The 20,319-nt window shown below is 62.0% G+C and carries 20 protein-coding genes and 1 tRNA gene; 7 read left to right on the top strand and 14 right to left on the bottom strand.

Features of this window, described 5'->3' with window-relative positions; genetic code table 11:
• Positions 1–66: 66 nt before the first annotated feature.
• Together J4O76_RS07820 and J4O76_RS07815 are read right to left on the bottom strand one after the other, a co-directional pair.
• Complete coding sequence (locus tag J4O76_RS07820) at positions 67–609, bottom strand: hypothetical protein (RefSeq protein WP_426281180.1); 543 nt, start codon at positions 607–609, stop codon at positions 67–69.
• Between the two features lie 3 nt (positions 610–612).
• Positions 613–1,467, bottom strand: a complete 855-nt coding sequence (locus tag J4O76_RS07815; protein WP_426281179.1) for a hypothetical protein — start codon at positions 1,465–1,467, stop codon at positions 613–615.
• Positions 1,468–1,488: 21 nt separating this feature from the next.
• Between J4O76_RS07815 and J4O76_RS07810 the strand changes: the two genes are divergently transcribed.
• Positions 1,489–1,830, top strand: a complete 342-nt coding sequence (locus tag J4O76_RS07810; protein WP_426281178.1) for a hypothetical protein — start codon at positions 1,489–1,491, stop codon at positions 1,828–1,830.
• Positions 1,831–1,853: 23 nt separating this feature from the next.
• Here J4O76_RS07810 and J4O76_RS07805 read toward each other — a convergent pair whose 3' ends face one another.
• Both J4O76_RS07805 and J4O76_RS07800 read right to left on the bottom strand, forming a co-directional pair.
• A complete protein-coding gene (locus J4O76_RS07805) occupies positions 1,854–2,693 on the bottom strand; it encodes a DUF1376 domain-containing protein (protein WP_426281177.1) in 840 nt (279 codons plus the stop codon).
• Positions 2,694–2,695: 2 nt separating this feature from the next.
• Positions 2,696–3,832, bottom strand: a complete 1,137-nt coding sequence (locus tag J4O76_RS07800) for a replicative DNA helicase (RefSeq protein ID WP_426281175.1) — start codon at positions 3,830–3,832, stop codon at positions 2,696–2,698.
• Between J4O76_RS07800 and J4O76_RS07795 the strand changes: the two genes are divergently transcribed.
• Together J4O76_RS07795 and J4O76_RS07790 are read left to right on the top strand one after the other, a co-directional pair.
• The gene (locus J4O76_RS07795; protein WP_426281174.1) at positions 3,813–5,030 is read left to right on the top strand and encodes a hypothetical protein; all 1,218 of its coding nucleotides are present in this window, start codon (positions 3,813–3,815) and stop codon (positions 5,028–5,030) included. The genes J4O76_RS07800 and J4O76_RS07795 overlap by 20 nt on opposite strands.
• A gap of 88 nt (positions 5,031–5,118) precedes the next feature.
• Positions 5,119–5,949 carry a DUF3800 domain-containing protein gene (locus J4O76_RS07790; RefSeq protein WP_426281173.1) on the top strand — a complete coding sequence of 277 codons (831 nt, stop codon included), beginning with the start codon at positions 5,119–5,121 and terminating at the stop codon, positions 5,947–5,949.
• 379 nt (positions 5,950–6,328) lie between these two features.
• Here the strand turns inward: J4O76_RS07790 and J4O76_RS07785 are convergent.
• From J4O76_RS07785 to J4O76_RS07760, 6 genes are all read right to left on the bottom strand, one after another.
• Positions 6,329–6,404: transfer RNA gene (locus J4O76_RS07785), tRNA-Lys, on the bottom strand.
• A 156-nt stretch (positions 6,405–6,560) separates the two neighbouring features.
• Positions 6,561–7,667: a rod shape-determining protein RodA gene (gene rodA, locus J4O76_RS07780; protein WP_426281171.1), complete on the bottom strand. Its 1,107-nt coding sequence runs from the start codon at positions 7,665–7,667 to the stop codon at positions 6,561–6,563.
• A 19-nt stretch (positions 7,668–7,686) separates the two neighbouring features.
• On the bottom strand, positions 7,687–9,729 hold the full coding sequence (gene mrdA / locus J4O76_RS07775) for a penicillin-binding protein 2 (RefSeq protein WP_426281837.1): 2,043 nt from the start codon (positions 9,727–9,729) through the stop codon (positions 7,687–7,689).
• Positions 9,730–9,755: 26 nt separating this feature from the next.
• Entirely contained in the window at positions 9,756–10,286 is a 531-nt protein-coding gene (mreD, locus tag J4O76_RS07770) for a rod shape-determining protein MreD (protein ID WP_082440961.1), read from the bottom strand.
• On the bottom strand, positions 10,283–11,155 hold the full coding sequence (gene mreC / locus J4O76_RS07765; protein WP_426281169.1) for a rod shape-determining protein MreC: 873 nt from the start codon (positions 11,153–11,155) through the stop codon (positions 10,283–10,285). The genes mreD and mreC overlap by 4 nt, the downstream gene beginning before the upstream one ends.
• Before the next feature lie 104 nt (positions 11,156–11,259).
• Complete coding sequence (locus tag J4O76_RS07760; RefSeq protein ID WP_055878614.1) at positions 11,260–12,303, bottom strand: rod shape-determining protein; 1,044 nt, start codon at positions 12,301–12,303, stop codon at positions 11,260–11,262.
• A 141-nt stretch (positions 12,304–12,444) separates the two neighbouring features.
• Here J4O76_RS07760 and mutL point away from each other — a divergent pair, with 141 nt between their 5' ends.
• The 3 genes from mutL to J4O76_RS07745 all read left to right on the top strand — a co-directional run bounded on the left by mutL (position 12,445) and on the right by J4O76_RS07745 (position 16,407).
• Complete coding sequence (mutL, locus tag J4O76_RS07755; RefSeq protein WP_426281167.1) at positions 12,445–14,256, top strand: DNA mismatch repair endonuclease MutL; 1,812 nt, start codon at positions 12,445–12,447, stop codon at positions 14,254–14,256.
• 82 nt (positions 14,257–14,338) lie between these two features.
• Positions 14,339–16,057 carry a recombinase family protein gene (locus J4O76_RS07750; RefSeq protein ID WP_426281166.1) on the top strand — a complete coding sequence of 573 codons (1,719 nt, stop codon included), beginning with the start codon at positions 14,339–14,341 and terminating at the stop codon, positions 16,055–16,057.
• 86 nt (positions 16,058–16,143) lie between these two features.
• On the top strand, positions 16,144–16,407 hold the full coding sequence (locus tag J4O76_RS07745; RefSeq protein ID WP_426281164.1) for a hypothetical protein: 264 nt from the start codon (positions 16,144–16,146) through the stop codon (positions 16,405–16,407).
• Here J4O76_RS07745 and J4O76_RS07740 read toward each other — a convergent pair.
• Together J4O76_RS07740 and J4O76_RS07735 are read right to left on the bottom strand one after the other, a co-directional pair.
• Positions 16,379–16,849: a hypothetical protein gene (locus tag J4O76_RS07740; RefSeq protein ID WP_426281162.1), complete on the bottom strand. Its 471-nt coding sequence runs from the start codon at positions 16,847–16,849 to the stop codon at positions 16,379–16,381. The genes J4O76_RS07745 and J4O76_RS07740 overlap by 29 nt on opposite strands.
• 200 nt (positions 16,850–17,049) lie before the next feature.
• Positions 17,050–18,885, bottom strand: coding sequence for a DNA methyltransferase (locus J4O76_RS07735; RefSeq protein WP_426281161.1), 1,836 nt, complete (start codon positions 18,883–18,885; stop codon positions 17,050–17,052).
• Between the two features lie 102 nt (positions 18,886–18,987).
• On the opposite strand from J4O76_RS07735, the gene J4O76_RS07730 reads away from it, so the two are divergent.
• The gene (locus tag J4O76_RS07730) at positions 18,988–19,416 is read left to right on the top strand and encodes a helix-turn-helix transcriptional regulator (RefSeq protein ID WP_426281160.1); all 429 of its coding nucleotides are present in this window, start codon (positions 18,988–18,990) and stop codon (positions 19,414–19,416) included.
• Here J4O76_RS07730 and J4O76_RS07725 read toward each other — a convergent pair.
• Both J4O76_RS07725 and J4O76_RS07720 read right to left on the bottom strand, forming a co-directional pair.
• Positions 19,402–19,659 carry a hypothetical protein gene (locus J4O76_RS07725; protein ID WP_426281158.1) on the bottom strand — a complete coding sequence of 86 codons (258 nt, stop codon included), beginning with the start codon at positions 19,657–19,659 and terminating at the stop codon, positions 19,402–19,404. The two genes, J4O76_RS07730 and J4O76_RS07725, sit on opposite strands and share 15 nt — an antisense overlap.
• A gap of 96 nt (positions 19,660–19,755) precedes the next feature.
• Positions 19,756–20,316, bottom strand: a complete 561-nt coding sequence (locus J4O76_RS07720; RefSeq protein ID WP_426281157.1) for a helix-turn-helix domain-containing protein — start codon at positions 20,314–20,316, stop codon at positions 19,756–19,758.
• Positions 20,317–20,319: the final 3 nt, after the last annotated feature.

The following is a 20,319-nucleotide window of genomic DNA, read 5'->3' as shown; positions in this document are numbered from 1 at the left end:
CACCCGAGCACATAGTGCTTCGATTAGGGGCAACGGGGAGGACACCTCTGCGCGCGTTGCGGCTGCTCAGGCAGCATCTGATACCTCGTGTACCGCATCTGTTCCGAGTAGCCAAGCCCCGATCTTCAGATTGATGCCGCGGCATGCGACCAAGACGAACTTGCCGTCGCCAGCCTCGACGACTTCGCCAAATAGGCCAGCACCGGGGCCTTCTTTAACGTGGACTGCCTCACCCACAGCAAAAGTCTTTCGCTGTCCTATTTTTGCCGCGCGCTTGCACTTGTCCTCAATGCGGCGTGCGCCTGCCACCTCGATGTCACTAATCAGCGGGATGTCTCCCAGGTAACGGAACATCGAGAACCCAGGATGCTCACCGAAGGGCAGGGCGGCCAACCTTGCCAGGTCATCACGCTGGTACGCCCGAGCGAAAACGAACGTGGGCATGATAGGCGCTTGATATTCGACTCTCTCTCGGGCGCGACCGCGACGACGCGTCAGTGTCTGCACCGGGCTCCAAACATCAAAGCCAGCGGCTTCGAGAGATGCGACCAGCGGCAGTGTGCGCAACGCTCCAGTTCGAAGGATGCACCAATCTTTGTCACGACCCATCGTTCAGATCCTCCGCTGAGTAGTGAATGCCATTGTTCTTCTTGCTCGGCTTACTGGCCAGTCGCGCAGCGAAGTGCGCTGGACGGGAACCAAATCCACGTCAGGACGATCTAAATAGATCGAAGTTAGGTTCTGCGACTGATTGTTCGTCCATTTCAGCAGGAGCGCCGAATGCCGACCGACCGCCGCTCTCAGCGAGCTTCTGGCCATCCGATCAACGGTTCCCCCGCCGAACGCGCGCGCTATTTCAACTTGCTTGCCCGTTGGGCACGAGATGAGGTCAACCTCTGGACTCCGGAAACCGGTGGCGACAAAACTATGAGCGGCAGCCGGGGATAGGCGGGGGGCCGAGACGTCTGCTGCCGATCGTTTAACGGTGATCGCCGAGGCCAAGTTTTTGAGATTGCAGGCAACGATTTCGTAAGCGGAGAGCCCTAGGTGGTAGGTATGTCCCCTCGCTTCACTATAACCACAACTCCCGCGCTCAATCTGGTGACGATCACCATTGGCGGGTTCTTCGCTCAGCCCGACATCGACGCGTTCGAAAATGCCCGAAACGTTGCCCATCGCGAGCTTCTGTGCGGCCCCAATCAGCACATCACCTTGGTCGATATGCGAGAGATGCTGATCCAGTCGCAGGAAGCGATTGCCGGGTTCCAGCGGGTCCTGAACAACCACGCTACCAAGTCCAAGCGCATCGCGATCGTCACGAGCAAAACGCTTGCGCGAATGCAGGTCGAGCGAGCCGCAGAACGGCGAGACGTGCAGTTCTTCAGCGGCGAGCCCGCGGAAGCTAGGGAGTGGTTGTTGGCTGGCTAACGGCTCCGCCCCCGGCATGTCAGCTTGTGCGTTGGACATGCCGGACCAAAGGAGATCTCGATGACCGAGCGCAACACACCCGAGCCCGTCGACAACGTCAGCATCAAGTCGGGCGATGCCGATCGAACCGCGGACGGTTTTGGCAAGGGCGAAGGCTACTCCGGCGACGAGTACGACAGCGCCGACCATGCAGCGGAACGCCATCTGCAGAACCGTGACAGTGCTCACAACGCTGGTGCGGATGAACCCGCCGACGGTCGCGACATCCCGCCGGAGGCTGGCAAGCGCGCCTACATCGACAACAAAACCGGCGAAGTGCACGGCAGCGGATCGAGTGCTGGCGGCGGCAACCCCGGCGAGGACATCGATCTCGACACGTCGCGGAGCGGTCCCGAGGAATGACCGGGGCAGGGGGCACGCGGCGATCACGCGTGCTCCTCCAGCTTGCGAGCATCGGCTGGCGGACCGGGTATGGCCATCCGCCGGTAACGCTCCGCGGTTGACCGACTGGCTTCCCTGGCTTCGTCTTGCGCCGCGACCTTCGTTCGCAACCGGGCCTCGATCCACGACACGGGCTCGGCTCGCCCGGCAGCACTGAGCAATGCTGCGTTCGTTGCCTCCTCGCCATGATTTTTGAACCATTTGGCAATGAGGCTGCGAGCCGTCTTGGCCGACAGCCCTGCAACCCCCAGCAGCGACACTCCAGCGTCGAACAAAGCCTTTTTCGGATCGATCGGCGACGGCACGGCGCCCGTTACGTCAGTAACGGAATCTTTCTTCTGTCCCTCTCCCTGTCCCTTGGGAGGCTCAAGGACTCCCAAAGCCGTCCCTGAAGGATCGCTTTGGGAATGCTGTTGGTCATTCTTCTGGGATCCCCACCGCTTGCTGTTCCCCTTCTTGGAGCGCTCGCGGTAGGATAATTTCTTAGCCCAGGCCTCGGTGGCTTTCTCGCAAACAACAGGGTGATACAGGCGGCCGTCGCTGCACTCGACGAAACCTCGCAGCGCAATCGGCTTCAACTTTTGCCATTTCGTGCCCGCGCCGGACAGGTGAGCGAGCACGCGATCGTCGGCTGGTAGGCTACCGGCCGGCACCTGCTGCCAAGCCTTGCACCACAGAGTCATGGCGGCCTTGAACTCATCGCCTGTCGACAAGGCGAACAGATCACTGTCGAGCAGGCGGACTGTGTCGACCGGCATGAATGCGAAGTCCCGGAGGTCGCAATCGGACGGCGTGAGAGGGGCGGGCAAATCAGCGTTCGGCATTGTTATGCACCTTCCCTGGAACTGTAGAAATCGCTGCCGCGGACGGCGGAATTGGCGCCGAAGAACCAGCCGATAGCCTTGCCGGAGGGGCCGCTGCGCCGCTTGGGGACGAGAAACTCGACCTTGTTGCGCACTGCTTCCATGTCCGTCCGCCACTCTTCGTGTTTCTTGTCGAAGGGGTCCGGCTCCTCCTTCTTGAGGTACTCCTCCTCGCGGTAGACGAAGAGGATCACGTCAGCGTCCTGCTCGATCTGTCCGCTGTCGCGCAGGTCAGACGGCATCGGCCGCTTGTCGGGACGCTTCTCGACGTCGCGGCTAAGCTGCGCCACCGCCATCACAACCAGTCCCTCGGACTTGGCGAACTGCTTGAGCCCGACGCTGACCTCGCTCGCATGCTCGTAAGGTGACATGCCCTTGCGGCTGTGAGCCATCAACTGGAGGTAATCGACGACGACCAGTTCGAGCTTCTCGCCCTTCGCTGCCAGCCTGCGCTTGTGGCTGCGCGCCTGGCGGATCAGCTTTGCGAGCGTCAGGCCCGAGGTTTCGTTGATCTCGAGCGGCAGTTCGTCGAACCGCTCTTTGGCAGCGATGACGGCGCCCATTTCGTGCGAGCGAACTGTGCCATCACGAACGTGTTCGTACGGTACGCCGCCGCGTGGCGAGAATGTCATGTCGGCGAGCATGCGGCGGGTGAGTTCGTCGGCGCTCATCTCGAGCGAGAAAATCAGGACGCCGTGCCCCATTCCGGCGGCGCCAATTGAGTATGACGTGACCAGCGAGGTCTTGCCCATGCCGGGACGGCCGCCGACAACGACTAGGTTCGACGGGCGCAACACGCCGATCGCGTCGTCGAGCGAGTTGATGGTCCCGCAACGGACGCCAATTATCGGTTTGCCGAAGCTGTTGATGACCACGTCGGCATACTGACCAACGGATCCCTGCGCGGTGACGACCTGCTCGGCCAACTCGGCGACTGCTTCGTCGGCGTTCGCAACCAGTTCCTCGCGCGTCACTGACAGGTCGCGCGCTGAGGCGACGACGTCTTTCAGGCCTGCGACCATCCGCCGCCGGCTCGATAGCATGATGGCGATCGCACGACTGCCGGCATACGTCCGGCCGATGAAACTCGCCGGCGACAAGACCGGCTACTATTTCGAGCTGCCGGCTTGGGCGCGGCCGACAAAGGATCAGAAGACCGGCAAGCTCACACCCGCCGTGCGTCATGGCCAGGCGTGCCCGGTGCTCTCGACAGCGCTCGGCACTGACTTGGCGCAGGTCCACGCTAAGGGCGCCGCGCTGAACGATGCGCTGCGCGAATGGCGGACCGGCGAGATGGGACAGGGACGTATCGCTGAAGGCAGCGTCGCTTGGCTGTTTCAGTGGTACCGGGAGCAGGAGCGCTTCACCAAGAACAAGGCGAAGACCCGCAAGGACTACAAGGCCCTCATGGACATGCTGGTGGCATTCGAACCGAAAGCCGGTCAGCCGCCGCTCGGTAACCGCATGGCATCCAAGGTCGACGCGACCGTCGCGGACAAGCTGTACCAGAAGCTGAAGGAGAAGGGTGACCGACAGGCGGCGTACGCCATGCAGGTCTGTCGGCTCGTCTGGACCTGGGCAGCACGTCATCACCGCGTGACCGGGGTGAAGGAGAACCCGTTCAAGGGCATGGGGCTGTCCAGCACGGCCGCTAAGGGCAATCGAGAGACCAGCAGGGCAGAGTACAACCTCTATCGAGAGACGGCGCGTAAGCTGGGCTTCCAGTCTATGGCGACCGCCGCGGCGCTGTGCTTCGAATGCTGCCAGCGCGTCTGGGATGCGTTCGGGTTCGAGGATCCAGACGGTAAGGAGCACCGCGGCATTGAGTGGGCGGGCTATCGGCCGGGTGAGGAGATCAGCCTCGTTCAGTCAAAGACCGGCAACCCGGTCACCTTGCCGCTCTCCATCACGGTGACGGGCGAGGACGGCAAACCGGAGACGGTGTCGCTCTACCCCGAACTGGAGGAGGAGCTCGCCCGATCGCGCAAGGTGGTCGCTACCGACGCCCAGGTGATCGTGCTCGAGGAGCGCAGCGGGCAAAAGTACCAGGAGCGGCGCATGTCGTCGGTCCATCGCAAGATCTGCGTGGAAGCTGGTCTACCGAAGAATATGACGTTCACCGGGTTTCGACACGGTGGGATCACGGAGATTGGCAACGCTGGTGAGGACGACGTGCGTGCGGTTTCGGGTCACAAGACGCTGGCTGTGACGCGCATCTACAACAAAGCCAATGCGGACAAGGCCAGGCGCATAGCGGCTGCGCGTCGGACCCATTTAAAAGAACTAGCCGACGTTTAATAGTTATCCAAGGCAACGTCCGCTGGGCGACGCGTACATGCGAGTCATTGCGATTCGACTCTCGAGGCCGTCTGACTAAGTTGGCGGCATGACAAGTCTGACTGTGTACATTGACGAATCGGGAGATCCGGGGGTCCGTGACGGCCTCCACTACCTCGAAATGCGTCATGAATGGATGACGTTGTCCGCGTGCGTTATACGGACGGACCGAAATCTTGAGCCGGTTGAATGGGTGCAATCCTTGCAAGCGGCTGCCTGTTCGACGCAGAGTACATCACTACACTATGCGCGCGTCCACCGGGACAAACGTGTTCCCTTGTGCCAAGGCGTGGCCTCGCTACCAATAAGAGCATTTTGCATTGCAACGCATAAAAGCAATATGCGATCACACGTAAATCCAGTCCTAGGAAAGATGCCCAAAGGCGACCAGTTCTATAATTGGTGCATGAGGCTTCTTTTAGAACGGGTGACGAGGTGGGCAGAGCAATGGCACCTCAAGGAGAAGATACCATTATCGCCTTTGAAGGTTATCTTCGCGAACCGAGGCGGGCATGATTACGACAAGATGTTCGGATATTTCGACAGATTGAGGGGCCAAATTCATGGCAAAGGCCCCACTCTGTCAGGAATGGGGCTTCGAGAGCCATTTTTGATCCGCGAGAACTGGACGGTAGAACCGGCCGAGAAAGTTGCGGGGTGCCAAATCGCAGACGCCATTGCGAGTGCAATCTATCAGGGTGCAAATGCATCCTCACCTAATTGGGATATGGCGCCGGCTCTCGCCTTGAAGAAAGTCTTGGCTAAGGACCGATCTGGCGTGATCGCGAACATGGGCGTTACAGTATGGACGCTTACGCACCAAGCAGAGGTGCCGGAGCCCAGTAGACCACTATTCAATTCGTTCGGTTACAAAACGTAAATTGGCGGGCCCCGGCCTCCGTTAACCCAGTCGGCCGATAGGTCGTCACTTCTAGGACGGCCGTCCGCTTGGTCCCCTGTGCTACTTGGAACACAGAGTGAGAGGTTGTTCCGGCGTATCCCGCCGAAAGCACAATGCACCTAAGCGAAATCGGTTTCAACCACGAACGTGATAGGAAAAGTCTCGTGGCTCAACGGGACCCCAAAGCTTGTGTGAAGCAAGTCGCGCTTTGCCGCTCGTTTGAATGCATCACCCTGAGCAAACGGGTATCAGGATTAAGCCGGACGTCGAGCCAGCATTTGTCGGAAGACCGTGTCGGAACATGTCGGGAGAACAAAGCTCCGCCACCGTGAAAATCGTTTGTTTTCATGGTGGTGGATGGTGGACGCACTTGGGCTCGAACCAAGGACCCGCTGATTAAGAGTCAGCTGCTCTACCAACTGAGCTATGCGTCCATTCCGGGGCGGTTTTGAGTGGCGCCCTGGTGTGGCGCCCCGCTGCTGGAGGCGCGCTGTTAGCAGACTCATCGGGGGCCGCAACCCCCTTTTCGTCGATCCGAGTCCGTTTTCGTCGATCGCGCCGCTTTTTTGCGAATTATACCGGTTTTCGCCTCACCAGCCGACCGTCTTGCGGTTCTGGCGGTCGATCGACATCAGGATGCCGAGGCACAGCAGCACGGTCATCTGCGCCGAGCTGCCAAAGCTCACCAGCGGCAACGGGATGCCGACGACGGGGGCGAGGCCCATCACCATCATCAGGTTGATCGCGACGTAGAAGAAGATCGTCGTCGACAGCCCGGCGGCGGTCAGCCGGCCGAAGCGGGTCTGCGCGCGCTGGCCGACCTCGATTCCCCAGCGGATCACCAGCAGGAAGGCGAGGATCAGCAGGCAGCCGCCGACCAGGCCCCATTCCTCCGCCATCGTCGCGAAGACGAAGTCGGTATGCCCCTCGGGGAGGTAGTCGAGATGGCTCTGCGTGCCCTGGAGGAAGCCCTTGCCCCAGATCCCGCCCGAGCCGATCGCGATCTTCGACTGGCTGATGTGATAGCCAGTGCCGAGCGGGTCGCTCTCGGGATCGAGGAAGATCAGGATGCGGTTGCGCTGGTAATCGTGCAGCGCGAAGTTGATCGCGAGCGGGATCGCCACCGCGGCGGTGATCGCGCCGCCGACGAACAGGCGCAGCGGGATCCCCGCGAGGAACATCACCGTCGCGCCGCCCGCGCAGATCATCAGCGCGGTGCCGAGATCGGGCTGCTTCATGACGATCGCGGCGGGGACGCCGATCAGTAGCGCCGCGGGCCATACCGCGCTGAACCGTCGCGTCTCGCCGGGCGGAAGCATGTCGTAGAATTTCGCGCAGGCAAGCACGATCGCGGGCTTCATGAACTCGGACGGCTGCAGGCGGATGAAACCGAGGTCGAGCCAGCGTTGCGACCCGCCCGAGACCTTGCCGAGGATCTCGACCGCGACCAGCGATACGACGATCAGCGCATAGGTAGGCAGCGAGCCCGCCTTCCATGTCCGCTCGGGGACGTAGGACAAGGCGATCGCACCGGCGAGCAGGACGAAGAAGCGGATGCCCTGCGACAGCGCCCAGGGCTTGAGCGAGCCGCCGGCCGCGGAATACAGCACGACCTGGCCAAAACAGCCGATCGCGACCACCAGCAGCAGGACGCGCCACGGCAGCTTGGCGAGCGGTTCGGGGACGATACGGTTCATGGGCGGCGCTCGGCTAAGGTCATTGCTGGCGGTCCCGCGAGTCGTCTTCTGCAACGGTTGCGCCTGGTGCCGTCAGCGCTTCCTGCGTGGCGTTGGCCATGTCTGTGGCGTTCTCGACCGCAGGAGCGTCGCTGGGCACGACCGCGTCGGTCTTGGTGGCGATTGCCGCCGGGGGTGCGGATTGCGCCTTGCGGTACGTCTCCGCGGTCGCGGCCATGCGCGTGCGGATATCGCCGCCCCAGGTCGGTTCGACTTCGGCGAGCGATTTCAGCGCGCGCTCGCGATCGAGCATGTAGGTCATGATGTCGCGGCCGATCATCGGCGTGTCGAGATTGCGCACCGTGTGGCCGTTATGCTCGAGCACTACCGCCAGCGCATACCGCGGGTTATCGGCGGGTGCGAAGCCGATGAATAGCGCATGGTCGCGCATCTTGAACGGCAGCTGCCCGTTCTTGAGCACACCCGAGCGCCGCTCCGCCATCGTGATGCGGCGCACCTGCGCGGTGCCGGTCTTGCCCGCGATCGCGACCCCGGGGATCAGCAGTTTCGCCGCGCCGCCGGTACCGCCCTGGTTGATCACCCCGAACATCGCATCGCGGACGCGCGCGAGATGCTCGGAATCGATCGCTAGTGCAGGGGAGTCGCGGTGGATGTGGCTAGCGAGGATACTCGGCTGCAACGCACGCCCCGAGGCCAGCCGCGCCGCCATCACCGCGAGCTGCAACGGGTTGGCCAGCACATAGCCCTGGCCGATCGACGCGTTGAGCGAATCCGCCACGGTCCAGTCGTGCTTGTACTTCTTCAGCTTCCACGCCGGATCGGGGACCGTGCCATAACGCTGCGTCGAGAAGGGCAGGTCGAACTTCTGCCCCATGCCGAGCGTCCGCGCGATCGGCGCGATCGCGTTGTAGCCGACCCGCCGCGCCATCTCGTAGAAATAGATGTCGCAACTCTGCATGATCGCGTTCTTGAGATCGAGCGGACCGTGGCCGCTTTTCTTGTGGCAATGGAACACGCTGGTCCCGAGCCGCATCGCGCCCGAACAATTGACGCGCGTGCTCGGATCGACGCCGGCGTTCATCAGCGCAAGGCCGTTCATCGGCTTCACCGTCGAGCCCGGCGGATACAGCCCCTGCGTGACCTTGTTCATCAGCGGCACGTGATCGTCGTCGCTCAGCATCTGCCATTCGAGATGGCTGATCCCGTCCGAAAAGCTGTTGGGATCATAGGCCGGCATCGACACCATCGCGAGCATCTCGCCGGTGCGGGTATCGAGCACCACGACCGACCCGGAGTTGGTGCCGAGGCGACGTGCGGCATATTCCTGAAGCCCCACGTCGATCGTCAGCCGTGCGGTCTTGCCGGGGACGTCGGGCTTGGTCGCGAGTTCGGCGACCAGTTTGCCGCGCGCGGTGACCTCGACGCGCTTGGCGCCGGCGACGCCGCGCAATTCGGCCTCGAGCATCTTCTCGAGCCCGTCCTTGCCGAGCTTGAAGCCGGGGGTGACGAGCAGAGGGTCGTGCGTCTTCTTGTACTGTTCGGCATTGGGCACGCCGACATAGCCGGTCAGGTGCGCAACCGCAGCCCCTGCCGGATAGCTGCGTGCAAAGCCCCGCGTCGGCGCGACGCCGGGCAGTTCAGGCAGTCGGACGCTGACCGCGGCGAACCGCTCCCAGTCGAGATTCTCCGCGACCTGGACCGGCTGGAACCCGGCGGCGTGTTCGAGGTCGATCGCGATCCGCTCGACTTCCTCGGGCGGCAACTGGAGGATGCGGCCGAGCAGCGGCAGCACGCGCTCCTTGTCGCGCAGGCGGTCGGGGATGATGTCGACGCGAAAATCGGTGCGGTTGTTGGCGATCGGCACGCCGTGGCGATCGACGATCCAGCCGCGGCGCGGCGGCAACAGCGTCATGTTGACGCGGTTGCTCTCGGACATTTGCGTGTAGCGCTCGTTCTGCGCGATCGACAGCCACGCCATCCGGCCCGCGAGCAGCAGCCCGACGCCGCCGTGCGCCGCGCCCAGCATCCAGGCGCGCCGCGAGAAGCTGTATGCCTGCGACATCTCGGTAACGATCCGCGGGGTATTCCTCACTCGGCGCCCCGTTTGTTCTGGATCGCCGCGACGATGCGGGCCGCCAGTGGGAACATCAGGATCGTGACCGCGATCTGCGCGATCAGGATCGTGTCGACATGCGCGCCGACCGGCACCGCGATGAAACGGCCGACCAGAATGCACGCGGCGATCAGCCCGCCGGCGATCAGCCAGTCCTGCCAATAGTCGCGGAAGGCGAGCCGCTGTTCGATCATGTCGATCGCGACGAACGCGAGCGACCACATCAGCACGGCGCTGCCGAGTGGCTGGCCGCTGACGAGATCGTCGAAGAAGCCGAGCGGCGCGGCGGCCCAGGGCTTGAACGCGAACCGCGCGAGCAGCCGCCACGCAAGCAGCATGACGAACCCGAACGGCGGGAGCAGCGGGATCGTCGCGACCACCGGGATGATCGTGATCAGCGATCCCGCCATCACCGTTGCCCAAGGTATCGCACGCGACCGGCCCGCCGGGATCTTGGTCTCGAACGGCTTGTAGTCGACGCTGTCGACGACGCGAGCGCGACTCATTGCTGCGCCACCGGACGAGGCGGGGGCACCGGCATGAACATCCGCTCGACAAGTGCGAAATCGAGCGTGTCGGGATCGGCGAACGCGCGCGCCATAACCGAGTCCGACCCAGCCTTTGTCACGCGCGCGACGGGTACGCCGGGCGCGTAGATGCCACCGGTGCCGGTCGTCACGAACAGGTCGCCCGCGTTGAAGCGCACGTTGGTGGCGTTGACCGAGCGGATGTCGATCATCCCGTCGCCGCGCCCCGCCGCAATCGCCGGCATGCCGTCGCGGGTGCGGCGGACGGGTACGATGCTGTCGCCGTCGCTGAGCAACAGCACGCGCGCCGCGTTGGGCCCGGTCTCGACCACGCGACCGATCAGGCCGTCGGGGCCGCGAACGGGCATGCCGGGCAGCACACCGTTCCAGCGACCCGCATTGAGCAGCGCATAGCGCCGCCCGCTCGAAGCACTCGAACTCACCAGCCGCGCGGTCACCACCGGCGCGGTCGAGCGTTCGCGGATCGCGAGCAGGCTGCGCAACCGGCGATTGTCATACGCGATCGTCCGCGCGCGCATCAGCAGCGCCCGCGTCCGTTCGCGATCGGCCCGCAACGCGACGTTCTCCTGCTTCACGAAGAAGTAGTTGCCGATCGCATCGGGGATGCCCGAGATCGACGTGCCCACGGTGGCGAGCCCGGTCGAGACCGGCGTCGTCACCCCCGCGACCCCCATCCGCAGCGCGGAAAACGCGGGCGGATTGAACGTCGACGCGACGAGCAGCACCAGGCCCACCACCGCACCAGCGACGGCGAGCACATAGCCCATGAACACACCATATTGCCGACGCCGGGAAAACCCCGTGCGCCGGTCGCGGGCTGGCGCCATGCGCCTGTCCCCCTGTCTCGGGCGCCGCCAAAGCGCGAGGGCTGATCCCCCGCGACTCGGTGGCGCGATTTCGTGTCCGCGTGTCTTAAAGCAAAAGCAAACCCTTAGCCGCTCATCAGCACGCCGCGGAACAACGGATCCTCGAGCGCGCGACCGGTGCCGAGCGCGACGCAGGTCAGCGGGTCCTCGGCGACCGTCACCGGCAGGCCGGTCTCGTCGCGCAGCACTTCGTCCAGACCCTGGAGCAGCGCGCCGCCGCCGGTCAGCACGATGCCCTGGTCGACGATGTCCGCAGCCAGCTCGGGCGCGGTGTTCTCGAGCGCCACACGGACGCCCTCGACAATCGTCGCGACCGGCTCGCTCAGCGCCTCGGCGATCTGGCCCTGGTTGATCTGGATCTCCTTGGGCACGCCGTTGACGAGATCGCGGCCCTTGATCTGGATGATCATGCCGATGCCGTCGACCGGCGGCTTGGCGATGCCGACTTCCTTCTTGATCCGCTCCGCCGTCGCTTCGCCGATCAGGAGGTTATGGTTGCGGCGCACATAGGAAACGATCGCCTCGTCCATCTTGTCGCCGCCGACGCGCACCGAGGTCGTGTAGGCGAGACCGCGCAGCGACAACACCGCGACTTCGGTCGTGCCGCCGCCGATATCGACAACCATCGAACCGATCGGCTCGGTCACCGGCATGTCCGCGCCGATCGCTGCCGCCATCGGCTCCTCGATCAGCCAGACCTGCGACGCGCCCGCGTTCGACGCGGCATCGCGGATCGCGCGGCGCTCGACCTTAGTGGAGCCCGACGGCACGCAGATCACGATCTCGGGCCAGCGCGCGAACTTGCGGGGCCCATGTACCTTCTGGATGAAATACTTGATCATCTGCTCGGCGACGTCGATGTCCGCGATCACGCCGTCGCGCAAAGGCCGGATCGCCTCGATGTTGCCCGGCGTCTTGCCCATCATCATCTTGGCGTCGTCGCCGACCGCCTTGACGCGCTTGATGCCGTTGATCGTCTCGACCGCGACCACCGACGGCTCGTTCAGGACGATGCCGCGGCCACGGACGTAGACGACGGTGTTCGCGGTGCCGAGGTCGATCGCCATGTCGTGCGACATGAACTTGAAGAAACGCGAGTAGAAGGCCATTCAATCAGGGTCCCGTAATCCTTGGCCGCCGGACGGGCAGCCCATCGCACAAAAATCTCGCGTGGCCCGCCGGTGTTTAACTCACCGGGTGCTTGCGTTTGCGGGTCGCGGGATGCCGTCGCTTGGTCTAGACGCAAACCCATGTCAATACGGCGTCTCCCCGAGCATCTGGTCAATCGCATCGCCGCCGGTGAAGTGGTGGAAAGACCCGCCAGCGCGTTGAAGGAGTTAGTCGAAAACGCCATCGACGCAGGGGCAGGACGCATCGCGATTCTCCTCGTTGAGGGCGGCACGTCGCGGATCGAAGTCGCCGACGACGGCTGCGGCATGACCCCCGCCGACATGGCCTTGGCACTCGAACGCCACGCGACTTCCAAGCTGCCCGACGAGTTCATCGAATCGGTCGTGACGCTCGGCTTTCGCGGCGAGGCGTTGCCCTCGATCGCGAGCGTCGCAAGGCTGACGATCGAAAGCCGGATCCGCGGCGCCGAAGGCTGGGCACGCACCGTCGACAATGGCCGGGTCGAGCGCGAAGGCCCCGCCGCGCTCCCACCCGGCACCCGCGTCGTCGTCGAGGACCTGTTCGCGCGCGTCCCCGCCCGCCGCAAGTTCCTCCGCTCCCCCCGCGCCGAATACGCCGCCTGCCTTGACGTCGTTCGCCGGCTCGCGATGGCGCGCCCCGACATCGGCTTCACGCTGGAACATGACGGCCGCCGCGCGCTGTCGGTGATGCAGATCGAGGACCGGCCGGGCAGGGTGGCGACGCTCACCGACCGCGCGCTCGCCGACAATTCGGTCGCAATCGACCTCGAACGCCCTACGGACTCCGGGGTCCTCGTGCTAGGCGGCGTCGCGAGCCTGCCGACCTACAACCGCGGCATCGCCGACCACCAGTACCTCTTCGTCAACGGCCGCCCGGTAAAGGACCGCCTGCTGATGGGCGCGATCCGCGGCGCCTATGCCGAAATGCTCCCCCGCGATCGCCACGCGGTGGTGGCGCTGTTCCTCGACATCCCCACCGACCAGGTCGACGTCAACGTCCACCCCGCCAAGACCGAAGTCCGCTTCCGCGATCCCGCAATGGTAAGAGGCCTTATCGTCTCCGGCTTGCGCCGCGCCCTCGACGCCGCCGGCCACAGAAGCCAACGCGCCAGCGACTCCGCGCTCGCCATGTGGCAACCCGAAAACTCCTCTCCCCCCCGGGGAGAGGAAGGGGCCCGTCCGCAAAGCGGATGGGAAGGTGAGGGCACGCCCGAAAGGCTCCCGCTGGAAAATCGCCACTACGGCGCGGTCAACGATTCTCGCCCGACCTTCTTCGCCGCGCCCCCGCAGGCGCGTGCAGAACCCGCCTGGGCACCCCCACCCCAAACCACAGCCTTCCCGATGGGCGTAGCGCGCGGCCAGGTCGCAAAAACCTACATAGTAGCCGAAGCCGAAGACGGCCTCGTCCTGGTCGACCAGCACGCCGCCCACGAACGCCTCGTTCTCGAACGCATGCGCGCAGCCCTGATCGGCGGCACCATCGCGAGCCAAGCCCTGCTGATCCCCGAAGTTGTAGAACTCGACGAATCCGCCTGCGACCGCCTTGAATCCCGCGCCGAAGAACTCTCCGAATTCGGCCTGGACCTAGAACGCTTCGGCCCCCACGCCATGCTCGTCCGCGCAACCCCAGCCTTGCTCGGCCAAAGCGACCCCAAAGGCCTGGTAACCGACCTGGCCGACGAACTCGCCGCCTTCGACGAAGCCCTCTCCCTGAAGGAGCGTCTAGACGCAGTAGCCGGTACGATGGCCTGCCACGGCTCCGTCCGCGCCGGCCGCATATTGTCGGTCCCCGAAATGAACGCGCTCCTCCGCGAAATGGAAGTCACCCCGCACTCGGGCCAATGTAACCACGGTCGCCCAACCTGGGTGAAAATAGACGCATGTGACCTAGCGAAGCTCTTCGGGCGATGAATCGACCGTCATGCAGGATTCCACGCCTGTAGGGTGCGTTTGAATATTGCGGCGAAGGGCGTGTTTGAAGGACACGCTTGGGATGAACACGCAAACCTACACAGCCGTCATCGCCTACTTTCGCTATTCGTCCGACGCGCAAAGCGAAGGATCGTCAATCGAACGCCAGCGCCGCGATACGGAGACGATGGCGAACGGCCACGGCTGGACGATTGACCGCATAGTTCAGGACGATGGCAAATCGGCATTCACCGGCAAGCACCGTGCGGCGGGCAGTGCAATGCACGGCTTCGAAGTCGAGGTTCGCAATGGCGAGCATAATGGGGCGATTGTCCTACTCGAACGCTTGGACCGTTTGAGCCGCCAAGGTCACGAAGAAGGCATGGCGATGCTACGCTTCTTCAGCGCCAACGGTGTGTCGGTTGGCACCGCCGACGATGGGCGAATCTACAAGGCTGGCGAACCCCAAGAGCTAGAAGAAGGCTTGGTGGCAATGATCCGTCTTTCGCTCGCCAATAAGGAAAGTGCCGTGAAGTCGGCTCGGCTGAAATCGGCTTACGACATTCGCCATACGCGAGCGCGTGAAGGCAAGCTGGCGGTTACCCGGCTGGTTGCGCCTTGGATTGTCGTTCGTGCAAATCGCACGATGACGCTGAACCCCGAACGCGTCGAAACCCTGAACATGGTTTTCCGATGGGCAGACGAGCTAGAGATGGGGGCGGATGCCATCGCCAAGCGCCTGAACCGGGAAGGCGTACCGGTTTGGGTAGCGCGCAAGAAGAAAGCCGCGCTGTGCTGGACGCGGACCCGTATCGGCAAAATGCTCTGCGACCGTAGCGCGATTGGAGAGTTTCAGCCGACGCGTGGCGGCAAGCCGAACGGTCCCGCTTGGTTAGGTCACTTTCCCATTGCGGTCGATCATGACCTTTTCGAGCGAGTGCAGCGGGGGGCGGCTGGTCGTAAGAAGGGACGGATATCGAACCGCGATGTGAAGATTAACAATCTCTTCGCCACGCTGATTTCTTGCGAGTGTTGCGGCGCTAAGATGGCCTACCAGATGGGGCGTAGGGCTGGCACAACGATCACGACGAAGAACGGCAGCGAATACACCTACCGCCGCGATAACGGTTCGCTGGTATGCCCGACCGCAACCAAGTACGGGAAATGCACCAACCGCCGATACATAGCCTATTTGACCTTCGAAGAAACGCTTCTCAAAGCGTGCCTTCACCTTGCGATGGACGATACCGCGTTCTCTCGGAAAGATGAAGTTGGGCGGCTTAATGTCACGATAGCGGAACGCGAGCGCGAGCTAACGGTAGCGCTCGAAACGGCGAATAACCTAGCGCTAGCGTGGGCCGCACGGCCTTCCGATCTCCGCCGCAAGATGGCAGACGATGCCGAAGACGCAGCGGAAGCGCTGACATCGAATGTTCATGCGCTGAAGAGGCAGCGGGAAGAAGCTCGGGGGCGTGTAACTGCACAAGAGCATATCGCCCGCGTTGAAGACATCCGCGTCAATCTGCATCACGAAGACCTAGAGACCCGGATCGGACTCCGCAGGAAGGTGAAGCACGCGATGCTTAGCGTTATCCAGAAGATGACCGCGCATGAAGACGGCTCGGTTACGGTCGTGATGGACGGCGGGCTTGTGGCCTTCAAAATAGCAGGAAAGACCGTTAGCGACATCGGGGACACTAACGCGGCGTTAGCGGCTGGCGTGATCGCTCTTCCCCGCTCCGGCAATCGCGACATTCAAGGCCAGATCGAAACGCGTATGAAGAAGGCCAGCGCGAACTAGGTTCAAGACTTATAGCCTTGACAAAGATTGAACTTTGAAACGCGCTTCCGTTGATTCATACCAAGTCATCAACGGGAGTGCAGACTATGCAGACCATCAAACTTAATGCCGACGCCGATGTAGCCTCTATTCGCCTGTGGTGCGTTGCTAGCAAAGTTACAGCCGCGATAGCGCCAATCCTGTATCGGAACCGCATCCGGCACTTCGAAGCCTATATGAGCGACGATGACGCGTTCTTGTTCCGCATGCGCTGGCATGAAAAGACCCGGCCTATCGCTGTGATAGAACCGGGTCCGGTAGACGGTAACAATGTGGTGCCGTTTAGGCGTTCTTTCGAGCAGCCATCGTAGCAGCGAACTTCGCGCGGCGTTCGTCGGACCAACCCGCACCGCCAGTGCCGCCCGTAGACGCCTTGCGGGGCGCTCTGGCGAGCTTATCGCCAGTGGGGGTGGCGGATAGCTGGTCGTCAATGCCCTTCTGGTCCACGATGACGCTGTGCAGCTTCGTAAGGAAGGCGTCGAACTTCTCGCTCGGGATGTGGAACGGCGCGCTCTTGTCGCCAAGCTTCAGCGCAGAGCCGTTGGGAAGCTTCGGTTCATAGCGCACGATGCCGTTCGCTATGCTGAAATCCTTCGATCCCTTCACGGGGGTAGCGCTGGCGAACTTTTCCTTCTGTGCCATCACGCGCTTTGCCACTCGCGCCCTATCGGCGGATGGATCGTAAGCCTTGTGGCTGTAGGTCGCTTCGAGCTTGTCGTCTACGAACGCGAGTAGGTCTTTGAATATGGACATCGGGCGAACTCCTTTCGAGGGCTGATAGTTCGCCCGTCCCTCGAAAGAAGTTTCTTGTCAAGTTTTATGAAGCGGAAGTGTGGTGTTCCGCCTTCGCATCCTCGATAGCTGTGTAGGCTCCGCAGCCTAGTGCGAGGGCGATAATCGAGTAGAAAACGAGGGTAGCCATAGGGTGAACTCCGGTTGTGTGTGCGTAGTATTTACCCTCCGGGCGGGTTTGGCTGGCCACCCCTTCCGCCCCGCGTAGCTTCATAGAGAGCGATCAACTCGCGTTTGCTTACGCTCGGATTCCCTGCCGTGTCGTGCCTCACGCTATCGAAATCAATCAACCCCATTCGGTCAAAGACAGTCGGGACGCGCGCACGAACGAAGTAGTGGCTCGACTGGGCACAGCGCTTGAACTTCGTTTTGATGCTCCCGGCTCCCATGCCGACACGCTGAACAGCGAAGTCGGCTTGTTCCTTCGGTGCAAACTCGAAATCTGCATGACGGGTTGGCAACGCGACAGCCGCGCGCTCTTCGTCCCGGCGCTCCCAAATCTGGAACACGCACGGGACATCATACGGCTTCCCGCAGAAGATGAAGCTATCAGGCGGGCAGGGTTCTTCGAACACAAGATGGAAGTTCCTGTGCAAGCGGTTCACGACGCTGGCCTTACGGAAGGTCCGTGGAACGATGAACGCCACCGTCTTGGACATCTTAGCCGCATGATTGAAGAAAGCGACAGCGAGCAACGAGTTCTTACCGAACGGCGGGTTTCCAATCGTGATGATATCCCGTTCGCTCTCGACATCGAACGCGAGAAACTCTTGCTTCGTGATCCCCTTGGCCTTGGGATCAAGATCAACCGCGATGGTATCCGGGGGAAGGAAGCGCAGGAACGATCCAGTTCCCGCGCTAGGCTCGACAACTTGCCGACCTTCAAGGCCGCATTCACGCTCCACGATCTCCACGCACCGTTTCGCCAACTCAGGCTTGGTATAGTACTGGTCGAGGGCAACCGCTTGCGCATCATGGTCAACCGCTGGCGTCGATCCGCGAACGCCTGCCGCGATCTTGGCCTTTGCGATGTCGAAGATGCAACGTCCCTTACGGTCCGTGCCGTTCTCCGCACCGAAGAACTTCCGTCCCGTGTTCAGCGCGGCAACGCCTGCCGATCCGCTTCCCATAGTAGGATCGAAGACAACATCGCCGGGATTGCTGAAAGTCCGAATAAGGTATTCGAGCAAGGCAATCGGCTTCGCGAACGAATGCGAAGTCGTATCGTCCTTCGGGTAATACAGGACGGTACGAGGGCACTTATTCAACCCGGCATACTCGATGCCAGCTTCGGTAGTGCTATGAGCGTTCGCCAAATAGCCGCAATCGCGCTCCCGCTTCCGCGAAACCTTCGTAGCTTCGATTGCACCTTGCGGGTTATAAGTCATCTGGCGTTTGCTACGCTTTCCAATGACCGTGCCCTTCGAGAACACCAAGATATCCTCGTGGCTAGTCATGTGGCGACCACGACTAAGTTGACTTCCCGTTGCGGTGCTTTTCGCCCAAACCAACATCTGTTTGAAGTTGGCGCGGTTGGCGTTGATTTGATCGGTGGTGAAGGGTTGCGTACCGAACGAAACGATAGCTCCGGTAGGCGTAACAATCCGGTTCATCTCTTCCAGCCATTGTGAGACATTCACCTTAGGATCGATTGCAAGGCGCGTGATGCCGTAGGGCATATCTGCCAACACCAACGGAATGGAGTTGCTGGGAATGGTGCGCATCAACTCCAACCCGCACCCCTGATGAAGCACGAGGTCGCCAGCGCTAGGAGTGATCGGAAGAACGATCCGCCAGCCATCGCCGTTCGTCTTGATGCAGTCCGTATTGGCGACGAACTCCGCCATCCGTTCGCGGATCGTGGTAAGCGTGGCGGGCGTACCCGCTGCGATCATCTCGCGCTCGATTGCGGCGGCGTCGCGGTATTCGACTTCGGAAAGCGCGGCGATGAACAGTTCGTCTTCGATGGTGTCGTAGGGGGCGGCGGGTTTCAGCATCGGGGATACTCCGGTTTTGTTGCCCGGATTATCGCCGCTAGAAAATATGCACCCTTCGAGACGGGTTGAAATCGTTGTGAATCAATGCGCTAATAGTCTCAGATGACGATTCACGATGTCCTTTCGTGGCTGAAGGCGAACGATTTTCCCTGTAGCCGTGCCGCGCTCTATCGGTTGATCGATGGCGACGGTTTCCCGCGTCCCGTCCTCCATGGTCGAAAGGGGCAGTGGGATCGGCGCGCTATCCAGCGTTGGGCAGATCGTGGCCTAGCAGCGTCCTACAGCGTCGATACGATCTTCGGACACGCGATGTTCGAACCTGCGATGGGGAAGGGCGTAGACTGGCCTCTAGTCGTCATACGATGGGCAGATGCTAGCGACGGCGACACAGGCGAGCTTGTCGAAGCCGTGGCGCAACGTGCCGGGACGAATGCCGATACGGTCGAACTCAGGGAAGCCGTGGCACAGCGGGCGGGATCGGATGCCGACAAGCTTCGGGATGCGTATCGAGCGTACCTAGCGCCGCTCTAGCACCCGTAGGCGATCCCAAATCGTTTGGTTGTCCAGCACTAGGGCATCGTGTGCCTTGCGCACCCGCTCTGCCATCTCTGCCGCCTTGTCAGACCGTTGTAGGGCCTTGCTGGTAAGCTGGCGGTCTGTGAGATCACCTAGCGCGGTTTGTTGGTCCACGTAGGCCGCGATGACATCTGCACCCTCTATGCCAGCTTCGAGCAAGCGTAGGGCGATGGTGGCGGCGTGTTCGTCTGAAATCATTATGCAAATCCCCGATGGCTCGCAGAAGCCACCGGGGAACACAAGATGGCGAAGTTAGACGCCATTCGTATTTAGTCCCGATGGCTACGCAGCGGGTTAAAGTTCAAGGTATTTGATGATGTCCGATACCGTCGTAACATGAAGGTCGAGTCTACGCGCTATCTGGGCACGTCCCATGCCGCGACGATAGAGCATCGAAACATCTTCCCGGTTCCTCACAGTAGCCGCGCGAGTAGCTTGAACGCGGGGCGGAACTTGCAGATCGGTCGGGCTTGTCACGCCGCGCGCGTACCTTGTGCGAATGCAGTTGTAATCCATTTGGAACATGTCTGAGATGAACCGCACATAGTCGAGTTCGGCAGGGGTGAGTCTAGCGCAAGAGCGGTTGCGGTTTTGCTCGATACGGGTTGCCCAACGGACATTACCGGGTTCGTATCCTCGGCTATTGTCGATACGGTCAATCGAATGGTCTGGGGTAGGCTTAGGGCCGATGTGTGCAAGGAAGCGGTCAAAGCCGTTCGGACCATCCCAACCTTCATAGAATGTCACACCCGCACCGCCATAGGTGTTGTAGTTTTTGTTGGCCTCACTATTGCAGCGGCTTTTCGCTGCATCGTATGAGTTTCTTTCAGTCGGATAGTTGGTGTTCGAAGTCATGTT

This window comes from Sphingomonas sp. NFX23 (assembly GCF_049887795.1).
GTDB lineage: Bacteria > Pseudomonadota > Alphaproteobacteria > Sphingomonadales > Sphingomonadaceae > Sphingomonas.
This window is presented reverse-complemented; position numbering and strand designations above follow the sequence as displayed.